Here is a 22,984-nt window from a genome sequence, read left to right as displayed (position 1 = left end):
GGACGGCAGCGTTGTAAGGACGGCGGCGGTGTAAGGCCCTCGGCGCCCTAAGGACGTTGGCGCCTCTACGAAGTCCCAATCCAACCTGCGCCGCCGCGCGTCGCTCACTGACATTTGCACACTTCCTAACGGCGCCACCGTCCTAACGGCGCCACCGTCCTAACGACGCTGACGGCGTAGAAGCGAACCTTGCTGCGGTGAGTTGATGACGGCGCATCGGGCAAGCAGCCCTATCGTTGGCGGTGCCGAGTTGCGTCCTCCGACGAACGCCGAGCAGCTTATGGGCATGCCTCTGTCATCGCGGCCGCAACGACGCTTCACGCTGCAAGAGTTCGAGCGCCTGCGCGACGCCGCTCCGCCTGGACCGCGTCACGAGTTCCTGGACGGCGAGATCCTCGTGACGCCGTCGCCGAACCGCGTCCATCAGCGGCTTGTGCTTCGCCTGGCAATGCTGATCGCTCCGTTCGTTCAGACGAACGGCCTGGGTGAGCTGTTGATTGCGCCGTTCGATGTTCGCTTTGAGGATCGGACCGTACTACAACCAGACCTGCTCGTAGCGACGGCGAGAGACCTTCTGTCCGGCCATCGCTATGCCGCGCACGAATTGTCGCTCGCCGTGGAGGTCGTTTCGCTTGGCTCGGCGCGACACGATCGCGTGGGGAAACGGCCGACGTATCAGAAAGAGCGCGTCGAGCTGTGGCTCGTCGATCCGGAGAGCGAGCTCGTCGAACGGTGGAGGCCGGATGACGAGCGGCCGGAAATCCTCACAGACACGTTGAGCTGGAGACCAACTGCGACGGGCGAGCCGTTAGAGGTCGATCTCGTTGAGCTGTTCAGCGAGGCAAAGCGGTGAACGGCCTGTAGCAGCGCCAACGTCCTTAGAGCGCCAACGGCCTTAGAGCCCCAACGGCCTTAGAGCGCCAACGGCCTTAGAGCGCCAACGGCCTTGGAGCGCCAACGGCCTAGAAGCGCCAACCGTCTAACGGCGTCTGGCTTCGCCCGTAAGTGCGCCCTTAGGAAGTCAGCGTTGTAAGGACGGCAGCGCTGTAAGGACGGCAGCGCTGTAAGGACGGCAGCGCTGTAAGGACGTTGGCGCTGCAAGGACGTTGGCGCTGCAAGGACGGCAGCGTTGTAAGGACGGCAGCGCCTTTACGAAATCCCGATCCAACTTTGGGCCTTCCGCGTCGTCGGAACCAAGATTCGTAGCAGGCTTGGCCGGCCCATCGTAGGCGCGCCAGCGAAGGCGTCGCGTTGAAGTGACGATGGCAGGTCGCGCGCCAAGTGTCAGGAGGAGCGCGTCGTGCCGGCTCGGTTCGATCTGATTCGCTCGACCCGCTCCCTCATTCGTTCGACGATCGACTCGGTCCTCAAACGGCGATCCCGCTTCGCAAGGGCGCGCGCAAATTGATCGGCGCGAAAGACGCCCAGGCCGTCGACGACGATGCCGCCCCGTCCGTGCCAATCGCGGCCGGCGGGGGCCCACGCGAAGCCGGAGAGGGCCTCGCACCAATCCGACGGATGCGAGATCCAGATCGCCTCCGTCGATTCGGCGGCGAGTCGCGAGGCGAGCGACTCGACGTGTGGGGGACGCGGCTCTCGCTCGAGGACGACGATCACCCGCCGCGCGCCGGCGGACGGCGCGACGTCGACGACGGAGATGCCGTCGTCCTCGCTCGCGACCGTGAACCCACCCGCGGCGAACATCGCGCCGATCGGGCGGCTCGAGAACACGGGCGTCGACCAGCTCCCTTCGGGCGCAGGCCGCTCCTGCACGGCGGAGCGCGCGCGCGCCGACGCGGGGTGCGCGGCAAATGCGTCCGGCGACGGGCGATCCCAGCGGACGTCGCGCATGTCCTCGGGGAGGAACCCCCGTTCGACCTTCGTCGAGTAGAACCAGCGCCTCGGGTAACGAGTCGCGAGTGGCGTCGGATCACGGCCCACGCGATCGCCGAGTGCTTCGTAGACGAGGTTTTCCGCGGCGTCGCGGACCGCCCATCGCATCGGGCTGTCGGAGAACGACCCCTCGCCGCGCAGGAATCGCTCGACGTCGGCGGCGAATGCGAGGCGCAACCTCGTCCACGCAGCACGGGCGGCGCCATCTGAGCCGGCCGGCAGAATGCTCACGTCGGCGCCTCCTCGGCGCAGCCGAAGCGATTCCGTCCGGCCATCCAGCAGCAACTCGTCCACGCGATAAATGAAACGCTCACGCACGCCGCGCGGGTGATAGAGATCGACCACGCGGGCCGCGCGAAGGATCGACGCGTGACGCTCGGCCTCGCGCGCCGCCTGGCGCTGGGCGACGATCGCGGCGACGTCGGCCGTGTGCTCGGCGGCATGCGCCGGGCACCGCCATGGGTCGCACTCGCTCACCCGCTCCACCGACAGTGCCTCGCCGATCGACCAGCCGCCGGGTGACGCCAAGACTTCCGTCGCCCGCACCTCGATCCACGGCACGCGCAGTTCCACGAGTGCCCGCGCCTTCTCGGGCGACACGGCATTCGTGACGACGACTTCGATCGCGGCGAGCGGCACACCGTCTCGCACCAGAACCAAGTCCGGCCGCCGCGCGTTGCCGACTCGGCGCTCGATGAGGACCTCGTTCCATCCACTCACCCAAACGCCTTCACGTCGCTCGCCGCACGCGGCGCCCCTCGTGCCCGCGCAGCATTCGGCGATCGAAAGACTCGCGTCGCCGGCCCCGGCGCGTCGGAGCGTCGACGCGAGGGCGAGCTTGCAGTCGAGATGGAGGGCGGTTTCCGGATTCGTCGACGCGCACACGGCGCCCGGATGGTGGGCCGCATGATGTCGTCGTACGGCGCCGAGCTTGAGGGTCAGCCGCCGGTTGCACTGCGGGCACGCGGCGCGCGGACGCCGGCGCGCCGGCAGCGACGCGAACTCGGAGACGTGGCGCGGCGTTCCGTCAACGAGAACCCAAAGAAGCCCGACGGGAGGCATGCAGGAATGATGGGGGACGGGCCGGTATGGCGACAGCGCGCTCGAGTACTCGCGCACCAGCAGCCGATTGACACCACCGGCCATGAGCCGGTACCTCTCGGCGGACTCACCGGAGTTACGATGTCCGACGCCATGGGCACATTTCGAATCGACATCGAGATCGAGAACCCGGCGCGCCCGGGGGAGCGGCGGCTTCTGCACGATGTTCTCGTCGACACGGGCGCCGAGCTCACGTGGATCCCGGCGCAAGTTCTCGAATCACTCGGCATCGAGCGCTACACGCCGTGGCGGTTTCGCCAAGCGGATGGAACGGTGCTCGAGCGTTGGGCGGGAGCGGCGTTCGTCCACGTCGCCGGCAAGCGCGCCGCCGACGAAGTCGTGTTCGGCGAGCCGGGCGACCTCGTTCTGCTCGGGGCGCGATCGCTCGAGGGGTTGAATCTCCGCGTCGAACCGGCGAACAAGCGCCTCGTCGATGCGGGTCCGGCACCGGCGGCGGTCCTCGCCTGAACGCGGCTAGCCGCGGCGATCGAAAATGCGGCTTGACCTACGGCTTGAACGCCAGGATCTGCACGACCGCCGACCGCCCGTGATGATGCTCGCCCTCGTGAACCTCCCGCTCGGTCTCGACGCCGTGCTCGATGCGCAGTCCCGCGAGCTCTGTGCGCAACGCATCGAGCGTCATCAACAGCGTGACGTCCGGCGGACCACCGGTGCGGTACTCGAGCTGCTTCGGCGTGTACGCCTCGAGCACGAATGCGCCGCCAGGCGCGAGACCGCGGACCGCCGCGCCGAACACGCGAGCGCGCAAAGGCGGCGGCAGGTGCGAGAAGATCGCCACGATCCCTGACCAGGCTCCTGGCTCGATGTCGAACGCGCCGAGGTCGGCGACTTGCGTCGCGATCGTCACGCCGCGCGATGCGGCCAGCTCCCGCGCCCGCGCGAGCCCCACGGCCGATTGATCGACGGCGAGCACCTCATGGCCGAGCGACGCGACGTAGACCGCGTTCCGGCCCTGGCCCTCGGCGAGGCACAACACCGGGCCGGGGGGAATGCGGTCCGCGACGGATCTCAGAAAATCGTTCGGCTCGACGCCATACGCGTAGTCGGGCGCCGAGTAGCGTTCGTCCCACATCGACATCGGGTCCTCCTCTACGTCACCACATGGATCATTTGCTTCGCGTACTGCGCACCGTTGGCCGTTCGCCCCTCGATCTCATACTCGCCGGGCTCGGAGAACTTCACGCGAAAATCGTACGTCTCACCGATGCTCACGCGTTGCCGAGATAGCCGCGGTTCTCGCTGCCACGCCGGCAAGTCGAAACCGTCCTTCGCGAGCGGAACCCAGAACAGCGACGCGCCGTCCTTCCCGGTGAGCCAGAGCTCGTTGAACGGGTTGTCGAGCGTGATGTTCATCAGCCGAACACGGTAGGGCTTCCCGACGTGCAGCGTGAGCGCCGGGGGCGACGCGCTGCCGTTGAGAATCGGTGAATCCGTCGGGTCCGTCCCGGACTGGAAGATCAGATCGGTCTCCGGATTCCACGTCTCGTTGCTGTCGAGCACGACGATCGGTCCGTAGAGGCCGTGGCTCTGCTGCCTCAGGTCGTTGATGTGCGTGTGGTACATGAAGCTGCCCGCGCGCGGCGGCGTCACCGTCACCTCGAACGAATCGCGAGGCATGATCATCGGCGACACCATGCCGGCGTTGCTGCTGAGCCCCGCGACGCCGTCGTAGTAGCTGTCGATCTCGAGGCCGTGCCAGTGCACCTGCGACGGCTCGGTCGAGCGATTGATGACCCAGATGCTCGTCGGTCTGCCCTTGTGCAGGACGATGGGCGGTCCGGGCCACTGCACGGCATTCACCGCCGGGACTTCGTTGCCGCGCGCCAGCGCGTAGCCGAAGCGTCGCGCCGTGTCGCCCGGCTGAGAGTCGGTTTGGATGTAGAGTCTGAGTCGCTCTCGAGGGCCGGCATAGGGCTTCCACGTCGCCTTCGGCTTGATGTGCATCGCGAGCACGAGTCCACCCATGCCTTTCTCGGCGTGGTTGTCCATCGCGTGCCCCTGCTGCATCGCGGGCATGTCGGGAGCAGAAAAGAGCTCCGCCGCGCGCGCGCTGTCGGACTGGATAGCGTCACCGAGGGCCGGATTCGGAATGACGTGAAAATTGAGATGGCAGTGAAAGATCCAGGAGCCCGGCCGGTCGGCGAACCACGAGAGGTCCATCGTCGTGCCTTCGTCCATGAGCTCCGTCACGCCCATGCGCTCCTGCGCCTTCCAATAGAGCGTGTCGCGCCGGACGTCACCGCGCGCGGTGACGCGGAAGTAGAAACCGTGCAGATGCAGCGGATGAACGTCGGCCGTGGTGTTGATGAATCTCCAATGCACCGAATCGCCCTGGCTGTACTCCAGTCGCTCGGTGTAAGGCCAGGGCCGGCCGTTGAACGTGAAGAACCCGTTCGCGAAGTCGGGCGAGCTGTCCTTCTTCTGTTTCGGGATGTACCACTGCACGACGAACACGCGGTCCGGCCGCGGCGCGGCGTTGGCGGGATCGACGACGAACCCCCCGCTCAGCTGGGCGCCGTCGAGAATGCGGTCGCCGAACGCGACACCGGTCGTCGTGCCCCAGTAGAAGAACGTGCCGGCGTCGGCGGCGGTGAAGGTGACCTCGCGCGTCGCGCCCACGGGCACGACAAGCGTGTCCATCATCGCGCGATGACGGTCCGCGAGGCCGTGCACCACCAGCACGCCGCTCGTCGAGTTCGTGACGCTCGCATGAACGCGCGTGCCGGCCTTCACGCGAATCATTGGCCCGGGCATCTGAACAGGCTTCCCGACTTCGCCGAACGCCTGAATCGTGACGGGTGGACCGCTCGGACCGTACGGATGCCAAACGCCCTCGCGGGCGTCGAGTTGCACGTCGAGAGCACCGTTCCTCATGGTGCCGGCGGGGACGCGGTTGTCGTTCGTCTCGATAATTGGGGGCGGGAGCGGCGAGCGGGGTGAGGGCGGGGCGCCGTCGAAGGTCAACACGGCCAGCGCCAGCGCCGGCGCGAGCACCAAATCGGTCTTCGTCATCGAAGCCTTGGGGGAGGGAAGGGGCGGACTGAGCTGTGCGCCTGGGGAGGGCGAACAACATTGGGGGCAGCGAGCCGCGAACGCAAACGGCTGGGCTCGTCGATTCACTCGGCGGGCGCTTTCCCGTACGGGGCTGACGTCCTAGGGGCGCTGACGTCCTTAGAGCGCTGACGTCCTAGGAGCGCTGACGTCCTAGGAGCGCTGACGTCCTAGGAGCGCTGACGTCCTAGGGGCGCCGTAAGGGCGTTAGCGTCGTAAGGACGTTAGCGTCGTAAGGACGTTGGCGTTCTAAGGACGTAAGCGCCGTAAGGACGTCAGCGCCGTAAGGACGTCAGCGCCGTAAGGACGTAAGCGCCCCTAGGACGACATCAGCGCCCCAAAAAAGCTGCGCTCTCGCTTGCGCCCTCCCCGTCCTTGGGAGCAAAATCGTAGCATCCCTATCTCATATTCGAGCCAGCCGATGCGTCGACTCCTCCCATCGTCTTTCGCTCTTTTCGCGCTCCTCGTAGTCAACGCTCAATCCGCGAGCGCCCAACGCGGCGGCCGCGGCCAAGGTGGCGGGCGCGCTACCGGTGGGCCGGACGGACTCGCCGCACTTCACTTTCGCCCTGTCGGCCCGGAAGGAAATCGGGTCGCGTCGATCACCGGTGTGCCCGGCGACCGCATGACCGTCTACATCGGCGCCGCCGATGGTGGGATCTGGAAGACGACCGACGCCGGCATCAACTGGTCGCCGATCTTCGACGACAAAGACGTGTCGGCGATCGGCGCGCTCGCCGTCGCTCCCTCGGCGCACGAAACCGTGTGGGCGGGGACGGGCGAACCCTGGCTCATTCGCCCGTACTACACACTCGGCGACGGCGTCTACAAGTCGACCGACGCGGGGCGCACGTGGCAGCACATGGGGCTCGCCGAGAGCGGGCACATCGCGCGGATCGTCATCGACCCGCGCGACGCGAACTCCGTGTACGTCTGCGCGATCGGGCAGGCGTTTCGGCCGCAGAAGGAGCGCGGGGTCTTCCATACTATAGATGGGGGCGCGACGTGGGCGCAGGTGTTGGCGGTCAACGACAGCACCGGCTGCTCCGACCTGGCGATGGATCCGAACGACTCGAAGACGTTGTTCGCCGGCGCGTGGCAGCTCGACATCCATCGGTGGGATCTGCACAGCGGCGGGCTCGGGAGCGGCGTGTACGTGACGCACGATGGTGGCGCCAACTGGACGCGCATCGCTGGTCATGGATTGCCCGCAGCCGATCACCCGCTCGGCAAGATCGCGGTGGCGATTGCGCCGAGTAATCCGAATCGCGTGTACGCGTTGGTGCAGGATGCGCCGGCGCCGGGGCTCTATCGGTCGAGCGATCGCGGTGAGACGTGGCAGCTCGTGAATCAGTCGCACCTGCCCGGCGAGCGGTCGCCGTACTACACGCGCGTGGGCGTGTCGCCAGACGATGAGAATTTGCTCTATTTCCCCTCGGTCGCGTTCACGATGTCGCGCGACGGAGGCACGACCGTCTTCCAAGCTGGTGGGGGAGGAGGAGGTGGTGGTGGTGGCGGCGGCGGCGGGCGCGGGCGAGGTGCAGGTGGAGAGGGGCCGGCCGGGCCGCCGATCTCGGCGCCAGGCGGGGACAACCACGACGTGTGGATCGATCCGACGAACGCCAATCGCGTGCTCGTCGCCAACGACGCCGGTGTCGCGATCAGCGACAATCGCGCGGCGAGCTACAAGCACTTCTTGCTGCCCATCTCGCAGGTCTATCACGTGATGGCCGACAACGCGATCCCGTACAACGTGATGGGCAACATTCAGGACAAGTCGTCGTTCCGCGGGCCGTCGCGCGCCGGCGGTGGACGGGGCGGGATTCCGCTCAGCAACTGGCAGAACACGGGCGGGTGCGAGGACGCGTTCGCGGTGCCGGATCCGACGAACCCCGACGTCGTGTGGTCCGGGTGCGACAACGGGCGCATCGTACGAATCGATTATAAAAATCAAATGGCCCGAGACGTCAGTCCCTGGCCCATCACGAGCTACGGATGGGCGCCGGCGGACATGAAATACCGGTGGGACTGGATCACGCCGCTCGCCATCTCGCCGCACGATCACAACCGCGTGTACGCGGGCTCGCAGGTCGTGTTCATGACGACCGACGGAGGGCAGAGCTGGAAGCCGATCAGCCCCGACCTCACGACGAACACCAAATCGCACCAACAGAACTCGGGCGGCATCTCGGCGGACAACCTCACGACGTTCGACGGAGGCACGCTGTACGCGATCGCCGAGTCGCCGGCGAAGACGGGAGCGGGCGTGATATGGACGGGGAGTGACGACGGACAGGTGCACGTGACGAAAGACGGCGGTCTCCACTGGACGAACGTCACGAAGAACATTCCCGATCTGCCGCCCTGGGGTACGGTGTGGAGCATCGCGCCGTCGCACTTCGACGCGGCGACTGCCTACGTCGTCGTCAACCTGCAACACCAGGCCGACTACGACGCGCGCGTCTATAAGACCACCGACTACGGCGCATCGTTCAAGCTCATCTCGGCCGGCGTTCCCAAAGGTGTGAACTCGAGCGGGCACATCGTCGTGGAGGATCCGGTTCGGAAGGGCATGCTCTACCTCGGCACCGACAACGCGCTGTACGTGACGTGGGACGACGGCGGAAAGTGGCAGCGAATTCGCAATGATCTGCCGCCCGCGCCGATCTACTGGATGCAGGTGCAGCCGACGTTCAACGATCTCGTGATCGGCACGCACGGCCGAGGCGTCTACATCCTCGACGACGTCACGCCGCTCCGCACGTGGGATTCGGCGCAGTCGGAAGACTTTCATCTCTTCGCCACGCGCCCAGCGTATCGCTTCCGTCAAACGAACGACGCGCGCGAATCGGACGTGGATCCGCACGTGACCGGCGAAAACGCGCAGTACGGCGCCGACATCGACTTCTCGCTCAAGAGCGAGACGCCGGACGTGAAGGTGTCGATCACCGGTCCCAACAACGCCGCGATTCGCACGCTCACCGTCGCAGGTCACACGGGGATCAATCGGGTGTGGTGGGATCTCCGCTACGAGTCGGGCTCGACGATCGTGATGCAGGTGCCGCCGCTCGACGAGCCGTGGGCACCGGCGCGCCGCAACTACGCGGCGTACGGCACGCGCATTCCTCCCGCCGGTCCGATCGTGCCGCCGGGCGTGTACACCGTGCACGTGAAGGCCGGGTCAGCCGAGAAGACGACTCAACTCACCGTGCTTCCCGATCCGCACTCGCCGGGCACGCCGGAGACGATTCGCGCGCAGGTGGCGTTCGTCCGCGAAGTGCTCGCCGAGATCGACTCGGCGGCGAAGATGGGGAATCGGATGGAGGAGCTTCGCAAGCAAGCGCAGGACGCGGCGGCGGCTGCTTCGAAAGATCCCGCTAAGAGCGCGGTGGTGGACGCGGCGAAAGCGTTCGACGTGAAGGCGAGTGCGGTCGAGAGTAAGCTGATCGATCTCCGGAACACGGGACGCAGCGAGGACGCGTTCAGGAAGCCGGTGCAGCTCTACGAGCGGATCAGTTGGATGATCGGGCCGATGGTCGGCACGCCGGGAAGCGGAAGCAGCGGCGGGGACGTCGGGCCGACGACGCAGCAGGTCGCGGTGAACGCGGGGTTCAAGCAGGAGCTCGCGGCGATCGCGGCGGAGTACAAGAAGATCGTGGACGTGGAGGCGCCGGCGTTCGCTGCATTCCTCAAGGCGAACGGAATCGCGGCGTCGGTGGTGCCGTAGAAGGAGGTAAGGGCGCTGGGGTCCTAACGACGCCAGCGTACTAAGGACGCTAACGTCCTAAGGACGCCAACGCCCTAAGGACGCCAACGTCCTGGGAGCGCCAACGTCCTAAGGGCGCCAACGTCCTAAAAGCGCCAACGTCCTAAGGGCGCCAACGTCCTAAGAGCGCCAACGTCCTAGGAGCGCCAATGTCCTGGGAGCGCTAATGTCCTGGGAGCGCCAATGTCCTGGGAGCGCCAATGTCCCAACGGGCGAGGTGTGAGGGCGGGAGATTTTGGTGTGAGGTGAGGGGATTCGGCGGTGGTTTGCTCTGCCTCTGCCACCATCGTTGCCGATGGGCACTCACCGCAACCTCGCATTGTTGGATCTCGCTCAGAAGATCCTCGCCGACGTCATTCAACTCGCGACCGGCAGGTCCAGATTGCTCTTCAAAGGGCAACTGCTAGACGCGGCGGAGTCACTGCATGGCAACGTCGGTGAAGCCTTTGGGCGGGGAACCGATCGTGACCGCAATCGCGTGCTCTTCATCGCGCGCGGAGAAGCCGAGGAGGCAATCCGGCATCTGTTAGCCAACAGAATCGCCAGGCGAATCGAGGATCGACCGTACTGGCGTGACATCACCGTCTCGTGACGGCAGTGAAGATGATCGATTCCATCACGAAGACGTGATTCCGCGCTCCTAGGACGCCAGCGCTCCTAGGACGTCAGCGCTCCTAGGACGTCAGCGCTCTAAGCACGTCAGCGCTCTAAGCACGTCAGCGCTCTAGAGCATCGACGAAAAAGAAGAACGGCAGCGAGCTCGTAGCCCGCTGCCGTTCTCAAAACTCTCAACCGCCAATCTACTTCTGCTTCTTCGCGGCCTGCGGCGTGTACCGTCCGAGTCCGTCGTGATTCTCGTCCTCACCGAACCCGCCCCCCGCATCCGCTCCGCCACTCACCCGCTCCACACGGAACGTCTGCTTGTACGTCTGCCCACCCACGGACAGCGTGACGAGATAGTCCCCAGTGTTCGCCATCGAAGCTCCGCCGCCGCCGAAGCCGCCGCCGCCACCACCACGGCCACCAACAGCCGGCGGATTCATACCGATGATGTTCCAGATCTGCTGAACCGGCGACAGGTTGTCCCCAGTTCCACCACGTCCGCCTCGCGCGCCTCGGCCGCCACGAGCACCCGCCGCCGGAACGTTCACGCCGGCCGTCGCGGCCGGAGCGAAGGCCGCCGCCGTCGCTGAATCGAGACCGCCGAAGCCACCGCCGCCGCCACGACCACCGCGGCCGGCCGCCTCGCCGGGACGAGCGCAGAAAGTCTCCCACTGCGTGGTCGGATGCTCGCAGGCTTGTCCGCCCGCGCCACCGCGTCCACCACCGCCGCCACCACGTCCGCCCCGCCCGCCGCCGGCGGCGAGGCCGCCGGGGTTGGCGAGGATGCCGACTTGCGCGCGGACCTGACGGATCGCCGCGGTGTCGAAGCCGGCCTTCTGGAGCGAGTCGAGCACCTGCGGCGCGCGCGTGTGCAGCAGGATGCTGTCACGCTTCTGCGACGGCGAGAGCTCGGCGCGCTCGCCACGCGGGCGTTGCTCCTGGAAATTCCAATCGACGTGATGCACGCCGGCGCCGCCTGGGCCGTTGAGCGTTGCCAGCGTGTCGCCGGCCACGTCGGACACGACGAGACGTACGTTGCCCGGCGCGTTCGCGGCGAGACGATAGACGATGTCCGCGCCGAACGGCGGGTTCGCGTACGTCATCACCGCCTGCGCGAAGCCGTTGCCCGGCAGGTTGAGCTGCGGACCTTCGCCCCATTGGTACGCGGTCTTCGGCTTGAACAAATATGTGCCCTGCGCGATCACCTTCGGCGTAATCTGCTCGAGCGCCGCGATGTCGTTCACCCACAAGCTGCGGCCGTGCGTCGCCGCGATCAGCTCGTGATCCCTTGGGTGGATCTGCAAATCGAAGACGGGAACCGTGGGCAGGTTGTTCGAGAAACGCGACCAGGTTTGGCCGCGGTCCACCGACACGTACGCTGTACGAGAGCTGCCCACGAACAACAGGTCGCGATTATGAGGATCCTCGCGGATGACGTGCAGATAATCCGCGGGGCTCGAGCTCGGGAGATTGTTGACGATGGAATGGAAGCTCCGCCCGCCATCATTGGTCGCGAACAAATACGGCTTGAAATCGTTCCATCTATGATTTTCAAACGCGACGTAGAACGTGAGCGTGTCGAAGTGGCTCGGCTCGACTCGCACCACATACGCGTCCCACGGAACGCCGAGCGCGGTGAACTTGGGCGTGAGATCCTCCCACGTGGCGCCGTCGTTGTGCGTGATCCACGTGTTGCCGTCGTCCGTGCCCGCGAGCAGCAGGCCCGGCTTGAGCGGAGATTCCTGCAACGCCACGACCGTTCCGTACGCCTCGGCGCCGGTCAGATCCAGCGTGACGCCGCCCGTGTAATGCTCGACGGTATCGAGACGAGCGAGGCGAGCTTTCTCCTGCGCGGGATCCTTCTTGACTGAAAGATCGGGCGAGATCGGGAAGAGATCTTCGCCGCGCTTGAGTGATTTCAGAACTCTGCTGCCGCCGAGGTAGAAGACCTGCGGGTTGTGCGGCGAGAGGAAGTACGGCGATTCCCAGTTATATCGGATCTGGAGATCGGCCGAGTCTTTTTTCTGATCGACGCGATACGCGGCGATCTTCTTAAGAGCGTCCGCTGTTGCCGGTCGGAGTGGGTCGCCTCTTACGATCGCGATCGAATCCTCCCACATGCGATAGCGCTCGTTCCACGTCGGCTTGTTGACTCGGCCGCGCTCGCCCGTCTTGAGATTCGTCTGCTGGATGCCGGCGTTCTGCGATTCGCCCCAGACCATCGAAGGATCCGTAGGATCCTGAGCTGTGTAGAAGCCGTCGCCACCCGAGATCGTGTACCAGTACGTGTTGTTGCTGGGCGTCGATCGGCGTTTGCTCGGTCCGCACCAGGCCCCGTTGTCCTGCGCGCCGGAGCAGACGTTGTATGGAATGGCGTAGTCGAAGCTCACGTCGTAGAACTGGCCGATCGGCAGGTTCTGCGGATACCAGAAGTTGCCGCCGCGGTCATACGTGATCGCGATGCCGCCGTCCATGCCGACCACCCAGCGTTCGCCGTCGTTCGGATCGATCCACACGGCGTGGTCGTCGACGTGGACTCCCACCGTCGCGTCCATGTTCGTCTTGCCGCCGTCGTTCGACACCTGCATGGTCGTCGACGAGAAGTAGACGCGGTTCTCGTTCTTCGGATCGACGCGGACCTGCGAGTAGTAGAACGGACGAACGTCGATGTTGTTCATGTGCTGCCACGTCTTGCCGCCGTCCGCCGAGCGATAGAGGCCGTTCGCGGTTGCTTGGTTCGCCGGATTGAACTTCATCGGACCCGGCTCCATCGACGCGGCTTCGGTCAGCGCGTAGACGACCTGCGGATTCGAGCGCGAGATCGCGATGCCGATGCGGCCCTTGGGGCCTTCGGGATACCCGCTGCCCTTGATCTCCGTCCACGTCGCACCGGCGTCCGTCGACTTGAAGAGACCCGAGCCGACACCGCCCGAAAGGAGCGAGTACGGCGTGCGGTAGCGCTCCCACATCGACACATAGATCACGTCGGGATTCGACGGATCGATCTGCACGTCGATCGCGCCCGTCTTATCGTTCGCCGGCGCCTTGATCAGCTTCCACGTCGTGCCGCCATCCGTTGATTTATACAGCCCGCGCTCGCCGCCCGATTTCCAAGCTGGCCCAAGTGCAGCGACGTACACCGTGTTTGCGTTCCGCGGATCGACCTGGATGCGCCCGATATGCTGGGAGTTCAGGAGGCCGATGTGGGTCCAGTGGAGCCCGCCGTCGGTGGACTTGTAGACGCCATTCCCCGGCTCGATGGTGTTTCGCGAGTTGGGTTCGCCGGTTCCCGCATAAATGACGTTCGTATCAGACGGCGCGATGGCCAGCATGCCCATGGCGACGACGTCCTTGTCGTCGAACACGGGGCGCCAGGAGATGCCGAAGTTGGAGGACTTCCAGATTCCACCTCCGGCGGCGGCGACGAAGAGGGTCTTGGACGGGGACGGGATCCCCTGAACGTCCGAGACGCGGCCCATGAAGTTGGACGGGCCGATCTGACGCCATTTGAAGGCGTTCGTGACGGTCGTATCGAGGCCTTGGGCCGAGACTTGGCCGGACGCCAGCGCGACACCGGCGGCGGCGGCGGCGAGCAAACGCGATCGTTGCATACGGTTCCTGCGGATTGGAGGGAGTGTACGGCCGGGCCGTTTGGTGGGGGCCCGGGCGTTCTACGACAATAGCGTTACGACACGGCCGGGGGGAGTGTTGTGGCCGGCGTGAAACGGCGCGGGGTTCCGGGTTTCTTGGGGGGGGCGCGGGGTGGGGCTGTCCTCCGCGGACGCCCCGCAGTATTGCCGGTACTGCCTGGCAATACTACAAGCGCTTCGCTGCGGACAGCCCCACCCCGCACCTTCCACGGACTGGACCTCGCCTGTTGCCCGGGTGCCATCCCCGGAGGGTGCGCACTGACAGCGCGCGGGCGCGTTGCGCCGCGGCGGCTTTCCAAGCCGGGGGCGCGTGGTTCCGAGTGGGGGCGCGCGCTCCGAACCGACGGACGACAACGACCAAACGGGCTTCGTATCCACGCGGGGGCAGCGCGGAAGACCCCGGGCGGCTCAGCGCGTGTGTCTCCTCGCTGAGAACGCGCACGGCTCACCGTTCCCAAACGCGCGTTCCGACCTCGACCACCCCGGGCGGACTCCACGTGCCCGCCAACACGGAGTCGGTCGGCGAGTGGATTCGAAGCACGAGATAGAAGCGACCGGCCGGAGTGGGGAGCCAGTTCGACTGCATGGGTCCGGCGATCGGCTCGTGCTGGAAGAAAATGTCGAGCGAGCCGTCGGCGTTGTGCGTCACCGGAGTTTGCTTTGGGCTGATCGCGTAGCGATGAATCGCGTTCGGCACGAGAGCGTGTGCCGAGTCGTACATCGTGATCGACCAGTACGCTTTTGCCGGCGGCTCTTCTCCCTTCGCGAAGTGCATCACGTAGCGGCGCGTCCCATCGAGCGGGTGCTGCGCGACGTCGGTTCCGGCTATGTCGTGGACGACGTCTTTCGGCAGGCTTCCGTCGAAGCCGACGATCGCCGCGTAGGCGCGGAAGTCCAAGTGATCGGTGTACGCGCCCAAGTTGTTCGACGACGTCCAGCCATGCACGATCGGCAGATTCGTCTCGACGGCCATGATGCGCTGTTGACCGAGCCGGGGAACGATGGAGAGAATCTCGCTCGCGTGATTGCCCAGCTTGGTGGGATCGAATGGCTGGCCCGCGACGATGCCGATGCTCGCCATCTGCGCGACGATCACCGAATCCGTAGACGCGGGCGGATTCGCTTTCATGAGCATCGCGAGCTGGTTGAAGAACGCCGGCGCGTCGAGCGCGTTCACCTGCGCGCGAATCGGCGTCTTCATATCTATGGAAGGGTCGACCCGAGACGGGTCGACCCGTGCCGACGGTCTGCCGTACGCGCCGAGCGGAACGAGCGTGTACTGCCGCTGGAGTGCGCGAGCCTCCCGCATGTCCGTCGGTGTCGCTTTGGCGAACGTGCGGCCGAGGATCGCCACGAGGTTCGTCGGCGCGCGGATGAACGTCGCGCCCAACGTATCCTGTGAGCCCTTCCAGCCGGGACCGGCGATCAAGAACAGCTGCGTCCCTTTCCCCGCCGTGCGCGCGCTCGGCGATTCGAACACGTTCATCCACCCGCCGAGCATCGGCATCACATAGTAGCGGCCGTGTTCGTCGGGGAGCGAGAGCACGTACGGCTGACGCTCGAGGTCGAGCCACGCGATCGAATAGAGGGTGCTCGGGCTCGGCGTCGGCCAATCCTTGAACGACGGATCCGGATAGCTCGGCATGTTGGCGAACTGTCCCACCGGCGCGCGCGTTTCGCCGGCGGACGACACGTTGGTCATCACGCGCCGCATCCGGTCCATGGTCACGAGCGGGTACCCGTACACGTACGCGTCGAGCGCGATCCGTTCAGCGTCCGCCTTCGCCGCCGAATCCTTGGCCACCGTCGAGTCCCGCTTCCATAACGTGTCCGTCTGCGCCGCCGCGGCCGACTGCGACGTGGCACCTTTCTGCGCGTCGACGCCCTTGCAGCTGTTGAGCACGACGAGCAGCGCGACGCCCGTCGCGCACAGGCGCGTGCGGTTCCGTGTTCCGCGGGGCTCGGGGCGCTCGGGGTGGGACTGTCTTCCGCGGACCAGTGAAGTATTGCCGACACGGCCCGGCAATACTTCCTCGGCTCTGCTCCAGACAGTCCCACCCGCTCGCTCGACGCCCGTGTTCGGCCGGCGAAGGCGAGTCCGCGGCTCGCGCACACGCACACGCACACGCACACGCACACGCGCGCGCAGACTCAGCGCTGCGCCTTCGGGAATTCGTCGACGATCCTGTCGACGGTTTTCTGAATGACGTACGCGTAGTCTTTCGGATTGCTCGGGATCGGTGCGAGACCGGTGCCGCGCCAGACGAGTGAGTCGTTGTGCGCGTTCACGACGTCGACGACGATCGTGCCGGCGGGATACTCGATGGTCTCCGTCGAAATCTTGCGACCGTCGGCCTTGTAGCCCTGCTCCGAGGCGCGGGTGCTGACGACGGATCCGGTGCCGGCGTAGTACGCGACGTAGAAGTCGACAGGACCTTGCGCGGCCTGATAGCCGCGATTGGCGAAAGCGTCCGCCAGATTCTGCCGAATCGCGATGCCGACGGGCGACGTCGGAGCCATCGGATCCATGTCCAACACGACGCTACCGGCCGCTTGGTTCTTTTCGCCGGGCACGACCACCCCTGCCCTGCGTTGGACGCGCGCGTCTACCGGAAGCGACTTGATCGCAAAGGTCCTGAACGTGGCGGGCGCCGCGGAGTCCACGGTCACCGTCGCGACGCGCACCGGGCTCGAGTTGCATGCGACCGCGCCGGCCGCGGCCACAACCGCAATCGCGCACGCGCCGGTGATGACGAGGCGTCTCGGGTCAAGCATAACTGCGCTCTCACGGAAGAAGACGGTTCTCCAAAAACGCAGCGCGTATGCTCGTCATCCCGGCAGGACTGTCCGCCGGTCGTTGTACCTTGTGCCAAGGTAGTCTGACTGCCGACTGCGCAGCTGACAAAGGGCGCGACTGAATGGGGCGCGACTGATAGAGGCGCACCTGACAAAGGGCGCGAACGGCGCGACTGCCAAGAAGCGTGAACGAGCGCGGCTGCCTAGAAACGCGAGGGTCGCAGCTGCCAGACGACGTTTAGCGGGTGCGACCTTCAGACGACGTTTGGCGGGTGCGCCCTTCGCGCAGTTCGGGAGTCGCGCCGTACGGCACGTGCGGTGCTAATGAGTCGCGTCGTCATCAGCTGCGCAGTTTGCAGTTTCATCGAACTCGAAACCCCAGCAGCGACATCGACTTCACACATGATGTATCGACGGGCCGACTCGGAGCTTCGAGAAACTGTCGCTCCATCGCGTCGACGCACGGGCCGAAGGGCACGTGTCCGCCGGGTGCGATCACGTGGATGCTGTGTGACAGATACCGCGCGGCGTCGGCGGCGAATCGAGGACGTGTCACCGGATCGATCGTGCCCGAAAGCATGAAGACAGGGATGTCGCTCCTGACAGGAGACGAATCGCCGACACCGAGCGGCGCGGTTCCGTGGACCCATTGCCGACACGCCGCCTGCTGCTGACGCACGCGTGTGTCGCCGAGGTAGGTATTCGCGGTCTCGCGCAAGACCTCGGCGTCGGAGATGCGCGGCACATCCTCGAGGCAGGTTTGAGACAGTAGGAAGCCGAACCGGATGGCGCCCTTCGTTCGCTGGTTCGATTCGACGCCCGCCTCGATGAGTGGACCGTAGTCGCCGAGCGCGGCTTGGTGGATCACGAAGGGAATCGAGCGTCCGCCGCCGTAGCTCATCGTGCGAATCGTCTCGGCGATCATCGCCCACGTGAGCTGCGCAGTCGCTTCGCGTCCGCCGAGTGCGGGCGGAACCCGCGTCGTTATTGGATGGCTGCTCGCCGTCTCTCGAAGTCGGGCGAACTCGGCGCGCAGTTTCGGAAATGCCGCGCCGCACGAAGATTCGCGCTCACATTGGGCGAACAGCGAGTCCAACGCCTCCTGCGCCGCCCGCGCGTGCTCCAGTGGATTCTTGAAGCTGACGGGTGCGACGCCCGCGAGGATCGCCGATCGCACCATGGCCGGATGACGCCGCATGAACTCCAGAACCTCGCGCGTCCCTCCGGAGATGCCGTACAGATTTGCCCGCCGATAGCCGAGGGCGACGAGCGCGTCGTACAGATCGTCCATCGCGTTCGCCGTGGTGTACTGCGTCAAATCCGCGTGCTTCTCGAGAGCGGCGCGGCATCTCGCGACCGTCACGGTGTCGAAGACGTTTTTCAGGTAGCCGATCGGTGATTCGGGGGTGCCCGGCAGGTCGCAGTCGAGGCGATCCGCGGCGGGCCCACTTGTTCCCCGCAAGTCGACGAGAACGACGTCGCGGTCTCGCGCCCAACCGCGCGCGTACGCGAATGGGACGACGTCGCTATTCGTCGTGCCCGGCCCTCCGGTAGACACGAGCACGAACGGGTCCGCCGCGGGGGATGCCGACGATGACGGAATTACTCTGACAAAGAGCGGAATCCGCCGCCCGCGTTTGTGCGCGCGATCTTCGTAAACCATGAACGTGCCGCACCGAATCGCGACCGGCACTCCCGCGATGCGGCAGGGTTGAAGCTCGATCGCTTGCTCGCGCAGGTGAGGCGACGGTGCCTGTGCGAGCAACGCGATGAGGGCGGGGAACATGACGAAGAAAGATGGAGTGTAGAAGCGGGGGGAGGAGATGGAGTGGTGTAAATGTTGTGGCCGGTGTTCCGCTGCGGGCTTGGGGCTCGGGGGTTGGGGGCTCGGAGTGGGGCTGTCCTCCGCGGACCACGCGCAGCATTGCCGATACTGCCGGCAATGCTGCAATGGCTCCGCTCCGGACAGCCCCACCCCTCGCCGCTCACCCGGCGGACTCCAGCTCGCGCTTCCCCATGAGGGGGCGCACCTGGGGGCGCGCGGGCGCGTTGCGCCTCGGCGGATTTCCGTGGTGATCGAGTTACTCACTGGCCAGGGGAGGCAGTGCCGAAACGCCCGGGGTCTGGAGCGCGAGCCGAGGAAATACTGCCCAGCTGTATCGGCAGTATTGCACCGGTCGCGCGGAAGACCTTGGGCGGCTCGAGCGCGTGTCGGTCCGAGCGCGTGTCGGTCCGAGCGCGTGTAAGGCTATGAGGCTTTCAGCGCGACGATTGGGTCGACACGAATGGCGCGGCGGGCTGGGAAGTAGCAGCCGGCCATGGCGACGATGGCTAAGACGATGGCTGCGGCAAGAAACGTCAACGGGTCGGTCGGAGTCACGCCGACGAGTAGACTGGCCATGGCCCGCGACGCGATCAGGGAGCCGGCCAGGCCGAGCGCCGCTCCAACCAGCGTGAGCCTGATTCCTTGCTGCATGACGATCCCCATGACATCCGACGGCCGCGCCCCAAGAGCGAGGCGAACGCCGATCTCGTGCGTGCGTTCGCCTACCATATATGAAATGACGCCGTAGATGCCGAGTGCGGCGAGGAGGAGCGCGGTGGCGGCGAAGAGAGCGATCAACTCCATCGAGAGACGTCGAACGGCCAGTGACGCCGACAGCGTTTCGTCGAGCGTTCTCACACCGAATACGGGAAGCGCCGAGTTGAGCGCCTGCACGTGATCGCGCACCGCACGTCCGACGGCCGCTGTCTCGAGACGTCCGCGCAGGAAAATCGCGAGGTGTTTTCCTTCCCGCTGATACAAGCTGGCGTAGAGATGCGGCACGCTCGACGTGGCGAGCGATTCGGTGCGCGCGTCGGCGACGATTCCCACGATTGTCGCCCACTCAGTGGCGCGCGTGGTCAACTTGAGACGTTTTCCCAGCGGGTCGTCGTTGGGCCAGTACGTCCGCGCCATCGACTCGTTGATGACGGCGACCGGCGGGGCCATCTCGGTGTCGAAATCGTCGAGCAGGCGTCCTTTCACCAACGACATTCGCAGCAGATGGAAGTATTCGGGCGTGACCTCCGAGCCGGTGACGAACACCGACTGACCATTTTGCTCGGCGCCATCGATGAGAATGTGCCTCTGGGTTTGGTCTCTCTCGGGGTGGTCGAGGGGAACGGCGGCTCCACTGCCGAGCGCGACACTCTCGACGCCGGGCATTTCCTTGATGCGTCGCATCAGCTCGCGTGCGAACGGCTCTTCGGCGGCGGCCGTCGGATAGAGATCTTCTTTCGGATCGTTCGGATAGGGCAGCCGAGTTCGCACGACGGTCACATCGTGGGCGTCGAAGCCGAGTGGGGCGCGCAACATGGTCCAGAAGCTTCGCGCGAGGAGACCGGCGGCGCTCATCAACACGAGCGAAAGCGCGAATTCGGCGACGACGATCAGCCGGCGAGTTCGGCGTTGCTCTCTCGAGCCGGATGAGCCTCGTCCTTCTTGCTTGAGCACGCGCGTCACGTCGAGCCGCCCCGCGTGCAGAGCGGGCGCCAGGCCGAAGGCGGCGCCGGCGATGAGCGACGCGACCAACGCGAATGACAGAACCTCCCAGTTGACCGTGATGTCGTTGAAGCGCGGAACTCCATCGGGAACGAGACGGATGAACAAACTTCTCGTCGAGAGGAGCAGCGCAATCGCGACAACGCCGCCAAGCGCCGACAGCACGATGCTTTCCGTGAGCAATTGTCTCACGAGACGCGAGCGCGCACCGCCGAGTGCCTGGCGCACCGCGAGCTCTCGGCCACGTGACGTCGCTCGGGCGAGCAGGAGATTCGCGACGTTCGCGCACCCGATGCCGAGCACGAGCACGACGGCTCCGAGCAGAAACAAGAGCGGCTGCCGGAGGTCGCCCATCACGTAGTCTTGCAGCGGAACCAATCGGATTCGCCAATCGCTGCGCGACGGATAGTCCTCCGGGTACTGCCGCCGTAGCGTTTCAACGAGCGCGTCCACTCGGCGCTGCGCGTCGGCGATGGTGAGGCCGGCGTTCAAGCGCGCGATCGCTCCGGGGAACAAAGGGGTGCGTCGAACGACCGACTCGTGGCTCAACGGTGCACCGCTGAAGCCGAACGCCGACCATGTGTCCGTTGCCCTCGCTCCGCGCGTCGGCTCTGGCGGCTGGAAACCCGACGGCATGACGCCGATGATCCGATACGAATCGGAGTCGACCTGCACGATTCGGCCGATGACGCTCGAGTCTCCGCCGAACGCTCGCTTCCAGAGTCCGTCGCTGATGACAGCCTGTTCGTTGAAACCCGGCGTCGCGTCGGCCGGATCGAACGTGACGCCGAGCTGCGGCTTGACGCCGAGCATGGCGAAGTAGTTGGGCGCGACGCTCATCTGGCCGACGCGCTGCGGACGCGCGCTGCCGGTGAGGTTGTTGTCGTCGAACCACATCGGCGAGATCTGCTGGAAGATTCCGGAGCGCTGAAGGTCGCGCCACTCGGGCGTCGACATGCCGACGTCGCGCGCGCCGCCGCCGACTCCGGCGAAATCGTCTTCGATGCGGACCAGTTGCTCGGCGTGTGGGAACGGCAGCGGATGCAACAGCGTCGCGTCGACGACGCTGAAGATCGCCGTGGTCGCGCCGATGCCGAGCGCGATCGTCAGGATGGACACCGTGGTGAAGCCCGGCGCGCGGCGCAGCATGCGAAGCGCGAAGCGCACGTCCTGCACGAGACGCTCGAGCCACACGCCGGCTCGTCCCCACTGGTCGCGCGAGATCTCTTGCACGAGCCCGGGGTTTCCAAACTCCCGCCGCGCCGCCGCCCTCGCTTCCCACGGCGCCTCACCGCGCGCCACGCGATCGGCCGCCGCCATCTCGATGTGCGCGCGAAACTCATCGGCCAAGTCATCGGTCTGCCGGTCGCGATTCCATGGCCATCGAAAAACGCTCATCGCTCCTCCGCCGCCGGCGGCGCCATGAGCCCCGCCATCGCCTGCGTCAGCTGCTCCCACTTCGAACGCTCGGCGGCGAGCCGAGACCGGCCTTTCGCTGTCAGGCGGTACATGCGCACCCGGCGATCGGTGCTCGACGTTCCCCATTCCTGGGAGATCGCACCTTGGCGCATGAGCCGTTGGAGCGCCGGGTAGAGAGAGCCGGTCTCCACTTGCAGCACATTCGCCGACTGGGAGCGGATCAGCTGGACGATGCCGTAGCCATGGCAGGGGCCCCAGCGGAGCGCTTGCAGGATGATGAAGTCCAGTGTGCCCTGCAGCAGCTCGATGCGAGAGGTCGGCGGATCCTTTGGCGACACGGACGACTCCGGGCGACTAGGTAGACGATCTACATGCAGTATGTAGAGTGTCTACCTAGATGGAGTTCGTCAAGGTCTTGGGGCGGAGAAGGGGCGGGGCCTCGCCATTGGGGGCGCGGGGTGGGGCTGTCCTCCGCGGACCAGCGCAGTATTGCCGACACTGCCCGCAGGGTTGCGTTTGGGATGTTGGGCGTGCCGCTCCAATGCGGGCCCGCGATCACATAGCGCTGCGCGCCGGTTCCGCTCGTTCGCGTCCGGGGAGCCCGGAAGACATTCGTCCACGCGTCGAGCATGGGCATGAGGTAGTAGCGGTCATGCTCGTCGGGCAGCGACAGGACGTAGGGTTCGGCGCTCAGGTCGACCCACGCGACCGAATAGAGGGTGTTGGCGTTCGGTGCGGTGACGTCCCTGAACTCCGCGGTGGGATAGCTGGGCATGTTCGCGAATTGCCCCATTGGCGCATGCTTGTCGCCGGCGGTCTCGACGTTCGTCATCACCCGACGCGTTTGGTCCATGGTGACGAGCGAGTAGCCGTAGACGTACGCATCCACCGCCGTTTGCTGCGGCTCGTTCGTCGCGCCGACCTCGGCACCGACTTTCTTGCAAGAGTTGACGGCGACGGCGGACGCGAACATCGCGAGAGCGCCCGCACGGCAGAACGGATTCGACATTGATTGCCCCCCAGGAGGCCCTGTGTGATCAGCGGGGGGCACCAATTACGCCGGAACTGCCGAACGACGCCGAAGCTCCGGATCGAACGTGCCGTGGGGGGCGGCGACAATCACGAGCGCGGCGGCGACCT

At 65.9% G+C, this 22,984-nt stretch carries 14 protein-coding genes; 4 read left to right on the top strand and 10 right to left on the bottom strand.

Features of this window, described 5'->3' with window-relative positions; all coding sequences use genetic code 11:
- The first annotated feature begins 286 nt into the window (after window positions 1-286).
- Window positions 287-853 carry a Uma2 family endonuclease gene (locus VGQ44_17660; GenBank protein ID HEV8448664.1) on the top strand — a complete coding sequence of 189 codons (567 nt, stop codon included), beginning with the start codon at window positions 287-289 and terminating at the stop codon, window positions 851-853.
- 431 nt (window positions 854-1,284) lie between these two features.
- Here the strand turns inward: VGQ44_17660 and VGQ44_17655 are convergent, their stop codons facing one another.
- The gene (locus VGQ44_17655) at window positions 1,285-2,955 is read right to left on the bottom strand and encodes a competence protein CoiA family protein (protein HEV8448663.1); all 1,671 of its coding nucleotides are present in this window, start codon (window positions 2,953-2,955) and stop codon (window positions 1,285-1,287) included.
- A 120-nt stretch (window positions 2,956-3,075) separates the two neighbouring features.
- Between VGQ44_17655 and VGQ44_17650 the strand changes: the two genes are divergently transcribed.
- Entirely contained in the window at window positions 3,076-3,462 is a 387-nt protein-coding gene (locus VGQ44_17650) for a hypothetical protein (protein HEV8448662.1), read from the top strand.
- A 37-nt stretch (window positions 3,463-3,499) separates the two neighbouring features.
- Here VGQ44_17650 and VGQ44_17645 read toward each other — a convergent pair whose 3' ends face one another.
- Together VGQ44_17645 and VGQ44_17640 are read right to left on the bottom strand one after the other, a co-directional pair.
- Window positions 3,500-4,093, bottom strand: a complete 594-nt coding sequence (locus VGQ44_17645) for a class I SAM-dependent methyltransferase (protein ID HEV8448661.1) — start codon at window positions 4,091-4,093, stop codon at window positions 3,500-3,502.
- 11 nt (window positions 4,094-4,104) lie between these two features.
- The gene (locus VGQ44_17640; protein ID HEV8448660.1) at window positions 4,105-6,027 is read right to left on the bottom strand and encodes a multicopper oxidase domain-containing protein; all 1,923 of its coding nucleotides are present in this window, start codon (window positions 6,025-6,027) and stop codon (window positions 4,105-4,107) included.
- Window positions 6,028-6,487: 460 nt separating this feature from the next.
- Between VGQ44_17640 and VGQ44_17635 the strand changes: the two genes are divergently transcribed.
- Both VGQ44_17635 and VGQ44_17630 read left to right on the top strand, forming a co-directional pair.
- Window positions 6,488-9,793, top strand: coding sequence for a hypothetical protein (locus VGQ44_17635; GenBank protein ID HEV8448659.1), 3,306 nt, complete (start codon window positions 6,488-6,490; stop codon window positions 9,791-9,793).
- Between the two features lie 334 nt (window positions 9,794-10,127).
- Window positions 10,128-10,424, top strand: a complete 297-nt coding sequence (locus tag VGQ44_17630; GenBank protein ID HEV8448658.1) for a four helix bundle protein — start codon at window positions 10,128-10,130, stop codon at window positions 10,422-10,424.
- Between the two features lie 208 nt (window positions 10,425-10,632).
- Here VGQ44_17630 and VGQ44_17625 read toward each other — a convergent pair whose 3' ends face one another.
- The 7 genes from VGQ44_17625 to VGQ44_17595 form a co-directional block, all read right to left on the bottom strand.
- On the bottom strand, window positions 10,633-14,046 hold the full coding sequence (locus VGQ44_17625) for a hypothetical protein (GenBank protein HEV8448657.1): 3,414 nt from the start codon (window positions 14,044-14,046) through the stop codon (window positions 10,633-10,635).
- A 484-nt stretch (window positions 14,047-14,530) separates the two neighbouring features.
- On the bottom strand, window positions 14,531-16,111 hold the full coding sequence (locus VGQ44_17620) for a DUF1254 domain-containing protein (GenBank protein HEV8448656.1): 1,581 nt from the start codon (window positions 16,109-16,111) through the stop codon (window positions 14,531-14,533).
- 125 nt (window positions 16,112-16,236) lie between these two features.
- The gene (locus tag VGQ44_17615; protein ID HEV8448655.1) at window positions 16,237-16,860 is read right to left on the bottom strand and encodes a DUF4136 domain-containing protein; all 624 of its coding nucleotides are present in this window, start codon (window positions 16,858-16,860) and stop codon (window positions 16,237-16,239) included.
- A gap of 382 nt (window positions 16,861-17,242) precedes the next feature.
- Window positions 17,243-18,667 carry an alpha/beta hydrolase gene (locus VGQ44_17610; GenBank protein HEV8448654.1) on the bottom strand — a complete coding sequence of 475 codons (1,425 nt, stop codon included), beginning with the start codon at window positions 18,665-18,667 and terminating at the stop codon, window positions 17,243-17,245.
- A 462-nt stretch (window positions 18,668-19,129) separates the two neighbouring features.
- On the bottom strand, window positions 19,130-21,823 hold the full coding sequence (locus tag VGQ44_17605) for an ABC transporter permease (GenBank protein ID HEV8448653.1): 2,694 nt from the start codon (window positions 21,821-21,823) through the stop codon (window positions 19,130-19,132).
- Window positions 21,820-22,182: a PadR family transcriptional regulator gene (locus VGQ44_17600; GenBank protein ID HEV8448652.1), complete on the bottom strand. Its 363-nt coding sequence runs from the start codon at window positions 22,180-22,182 to the stop codon at window positions 21,820-21,822. The genes VGQ44_17605 and VGQ44_17600 overlap by 4 nt, the downstream gene beginning before the upstream one ends.
- Window positions 22,183-22,211: 29 nt before the next feature.
- The gene (locus VGQ44_17595) at window positions 22,212-22,853 is read right to left on the bottom strand and encodes a DUF1254 domain-containing protein (protein HEV8448651.1); all 642 of its coding nucleotides are present in this window, start codon (window positions 22,851-22,853) and stop codon (window positions 22,212-22,214) included.
- Window positions 22,854-22,984 lie beyond the last annotated feature (131 nt).

The sequence above is a fragment of the Gemmatimonadaceae bacterium genome, assembly GCA_036003045.1.
Classification (GTDB): domain Bacteria; phylum Gemmatimonadota; class Gemmatimonadetes; order Gemmatimonadales; family Gemmatimonadaceae; genus JAQBQB01.
This window is presented reverse-complemented; position numbering and strand designations above follow the sequence as displayed.

Excerpts from the sequence above, each read along its gene's own strand:
- VGQ44_17660 (HEV8448664.1), top strand. The coding sequence starts at position 287 with ATGCCTCTGTCATCGCGGCCGCAACGACGCTTCACGCTGCAAGAGTTC.
- VGQ44_17655 (HEV8448663.1), bottom strand. The coding sequence starts at position 2,955 with ATGCCTCCCGTCGGGCTTCTTTGGGTTCTCGTTGACGGAACGCCGCGC.
- VGQ44_17650 (HEV8448662.1), top strand. The coding sequence starts at position 3,076 with ATGTCCGACGCCATGGGCACATTTCGAATCGACATCGAGATCGAGAAC.
- VGQ44_17645 (HEV8448661.1), bottom strand. The coding sequence starts at position 4,093 with ATGTCGATGTGGGACGAACGCTACTCGGCGCCCGACTACGCGTATGGC.
- VGQ44_17640 (HEV8448660.1), bottom strand. The coding sequence starts at position 6,027 with ATGACGAAGACCGATTTGGTGCTCGCGCCGGCGCTGGCGCTGGCCGTG.
- VGQ44_17635 (HEV8448659.1), top strand. The coding sequence starts at position 6,488 with ATGCGTCGACTCCTCCCATCGTCTTTCGCTCTTTTCGCGCTCCTCGTA.
- VGQ44_17630 (HEV8448658.1), top strand. The coding sequence starts at position 10,128 with ATGGGCACTCACCGCAACCTCGCATTGTTGGATCTCGCTCAGAAGATC.
- VGQ44_17625 (HEV8448657.1), bottom strand. The coding sequence starts at position 14,046 with ATGCAACGATCGCGTTTGCTCGCCGCCGCCGCCGCCGGTGTCGCGCTG.
- VGQ44_17615 (HEV8448655.1), bottom strand. The coding sequence starts at position 16,860 with ATGCTTGACCCGAGACGCCTCGTCATCACCGGCGCGTGCGCGATTGCG.
- VGQ44_17610 (HEV8448654.1), bottom strand. The coding sequence starts at position 18,667 with ATGTTCCCCGCCCTCATCGCGTTGCTCGCACAGGCACCGTCGCCTCAC.
- VGQ44_17605 (HEV8448653.1), bottom strand. The coding sequence starts at position 21,823 with ATGAGCGTTTTTCGATGGCCATGGAATCGCGACCGGCAGACCGATGAC.
- VGQ44_17595 (HEV8448651.1), bottom strand. The coding sequence starts at position 22,853 with ATGTCGAATCCGTTCTGCCGTGCGGGCGCTCTCGCGATGTTCGCGTCC.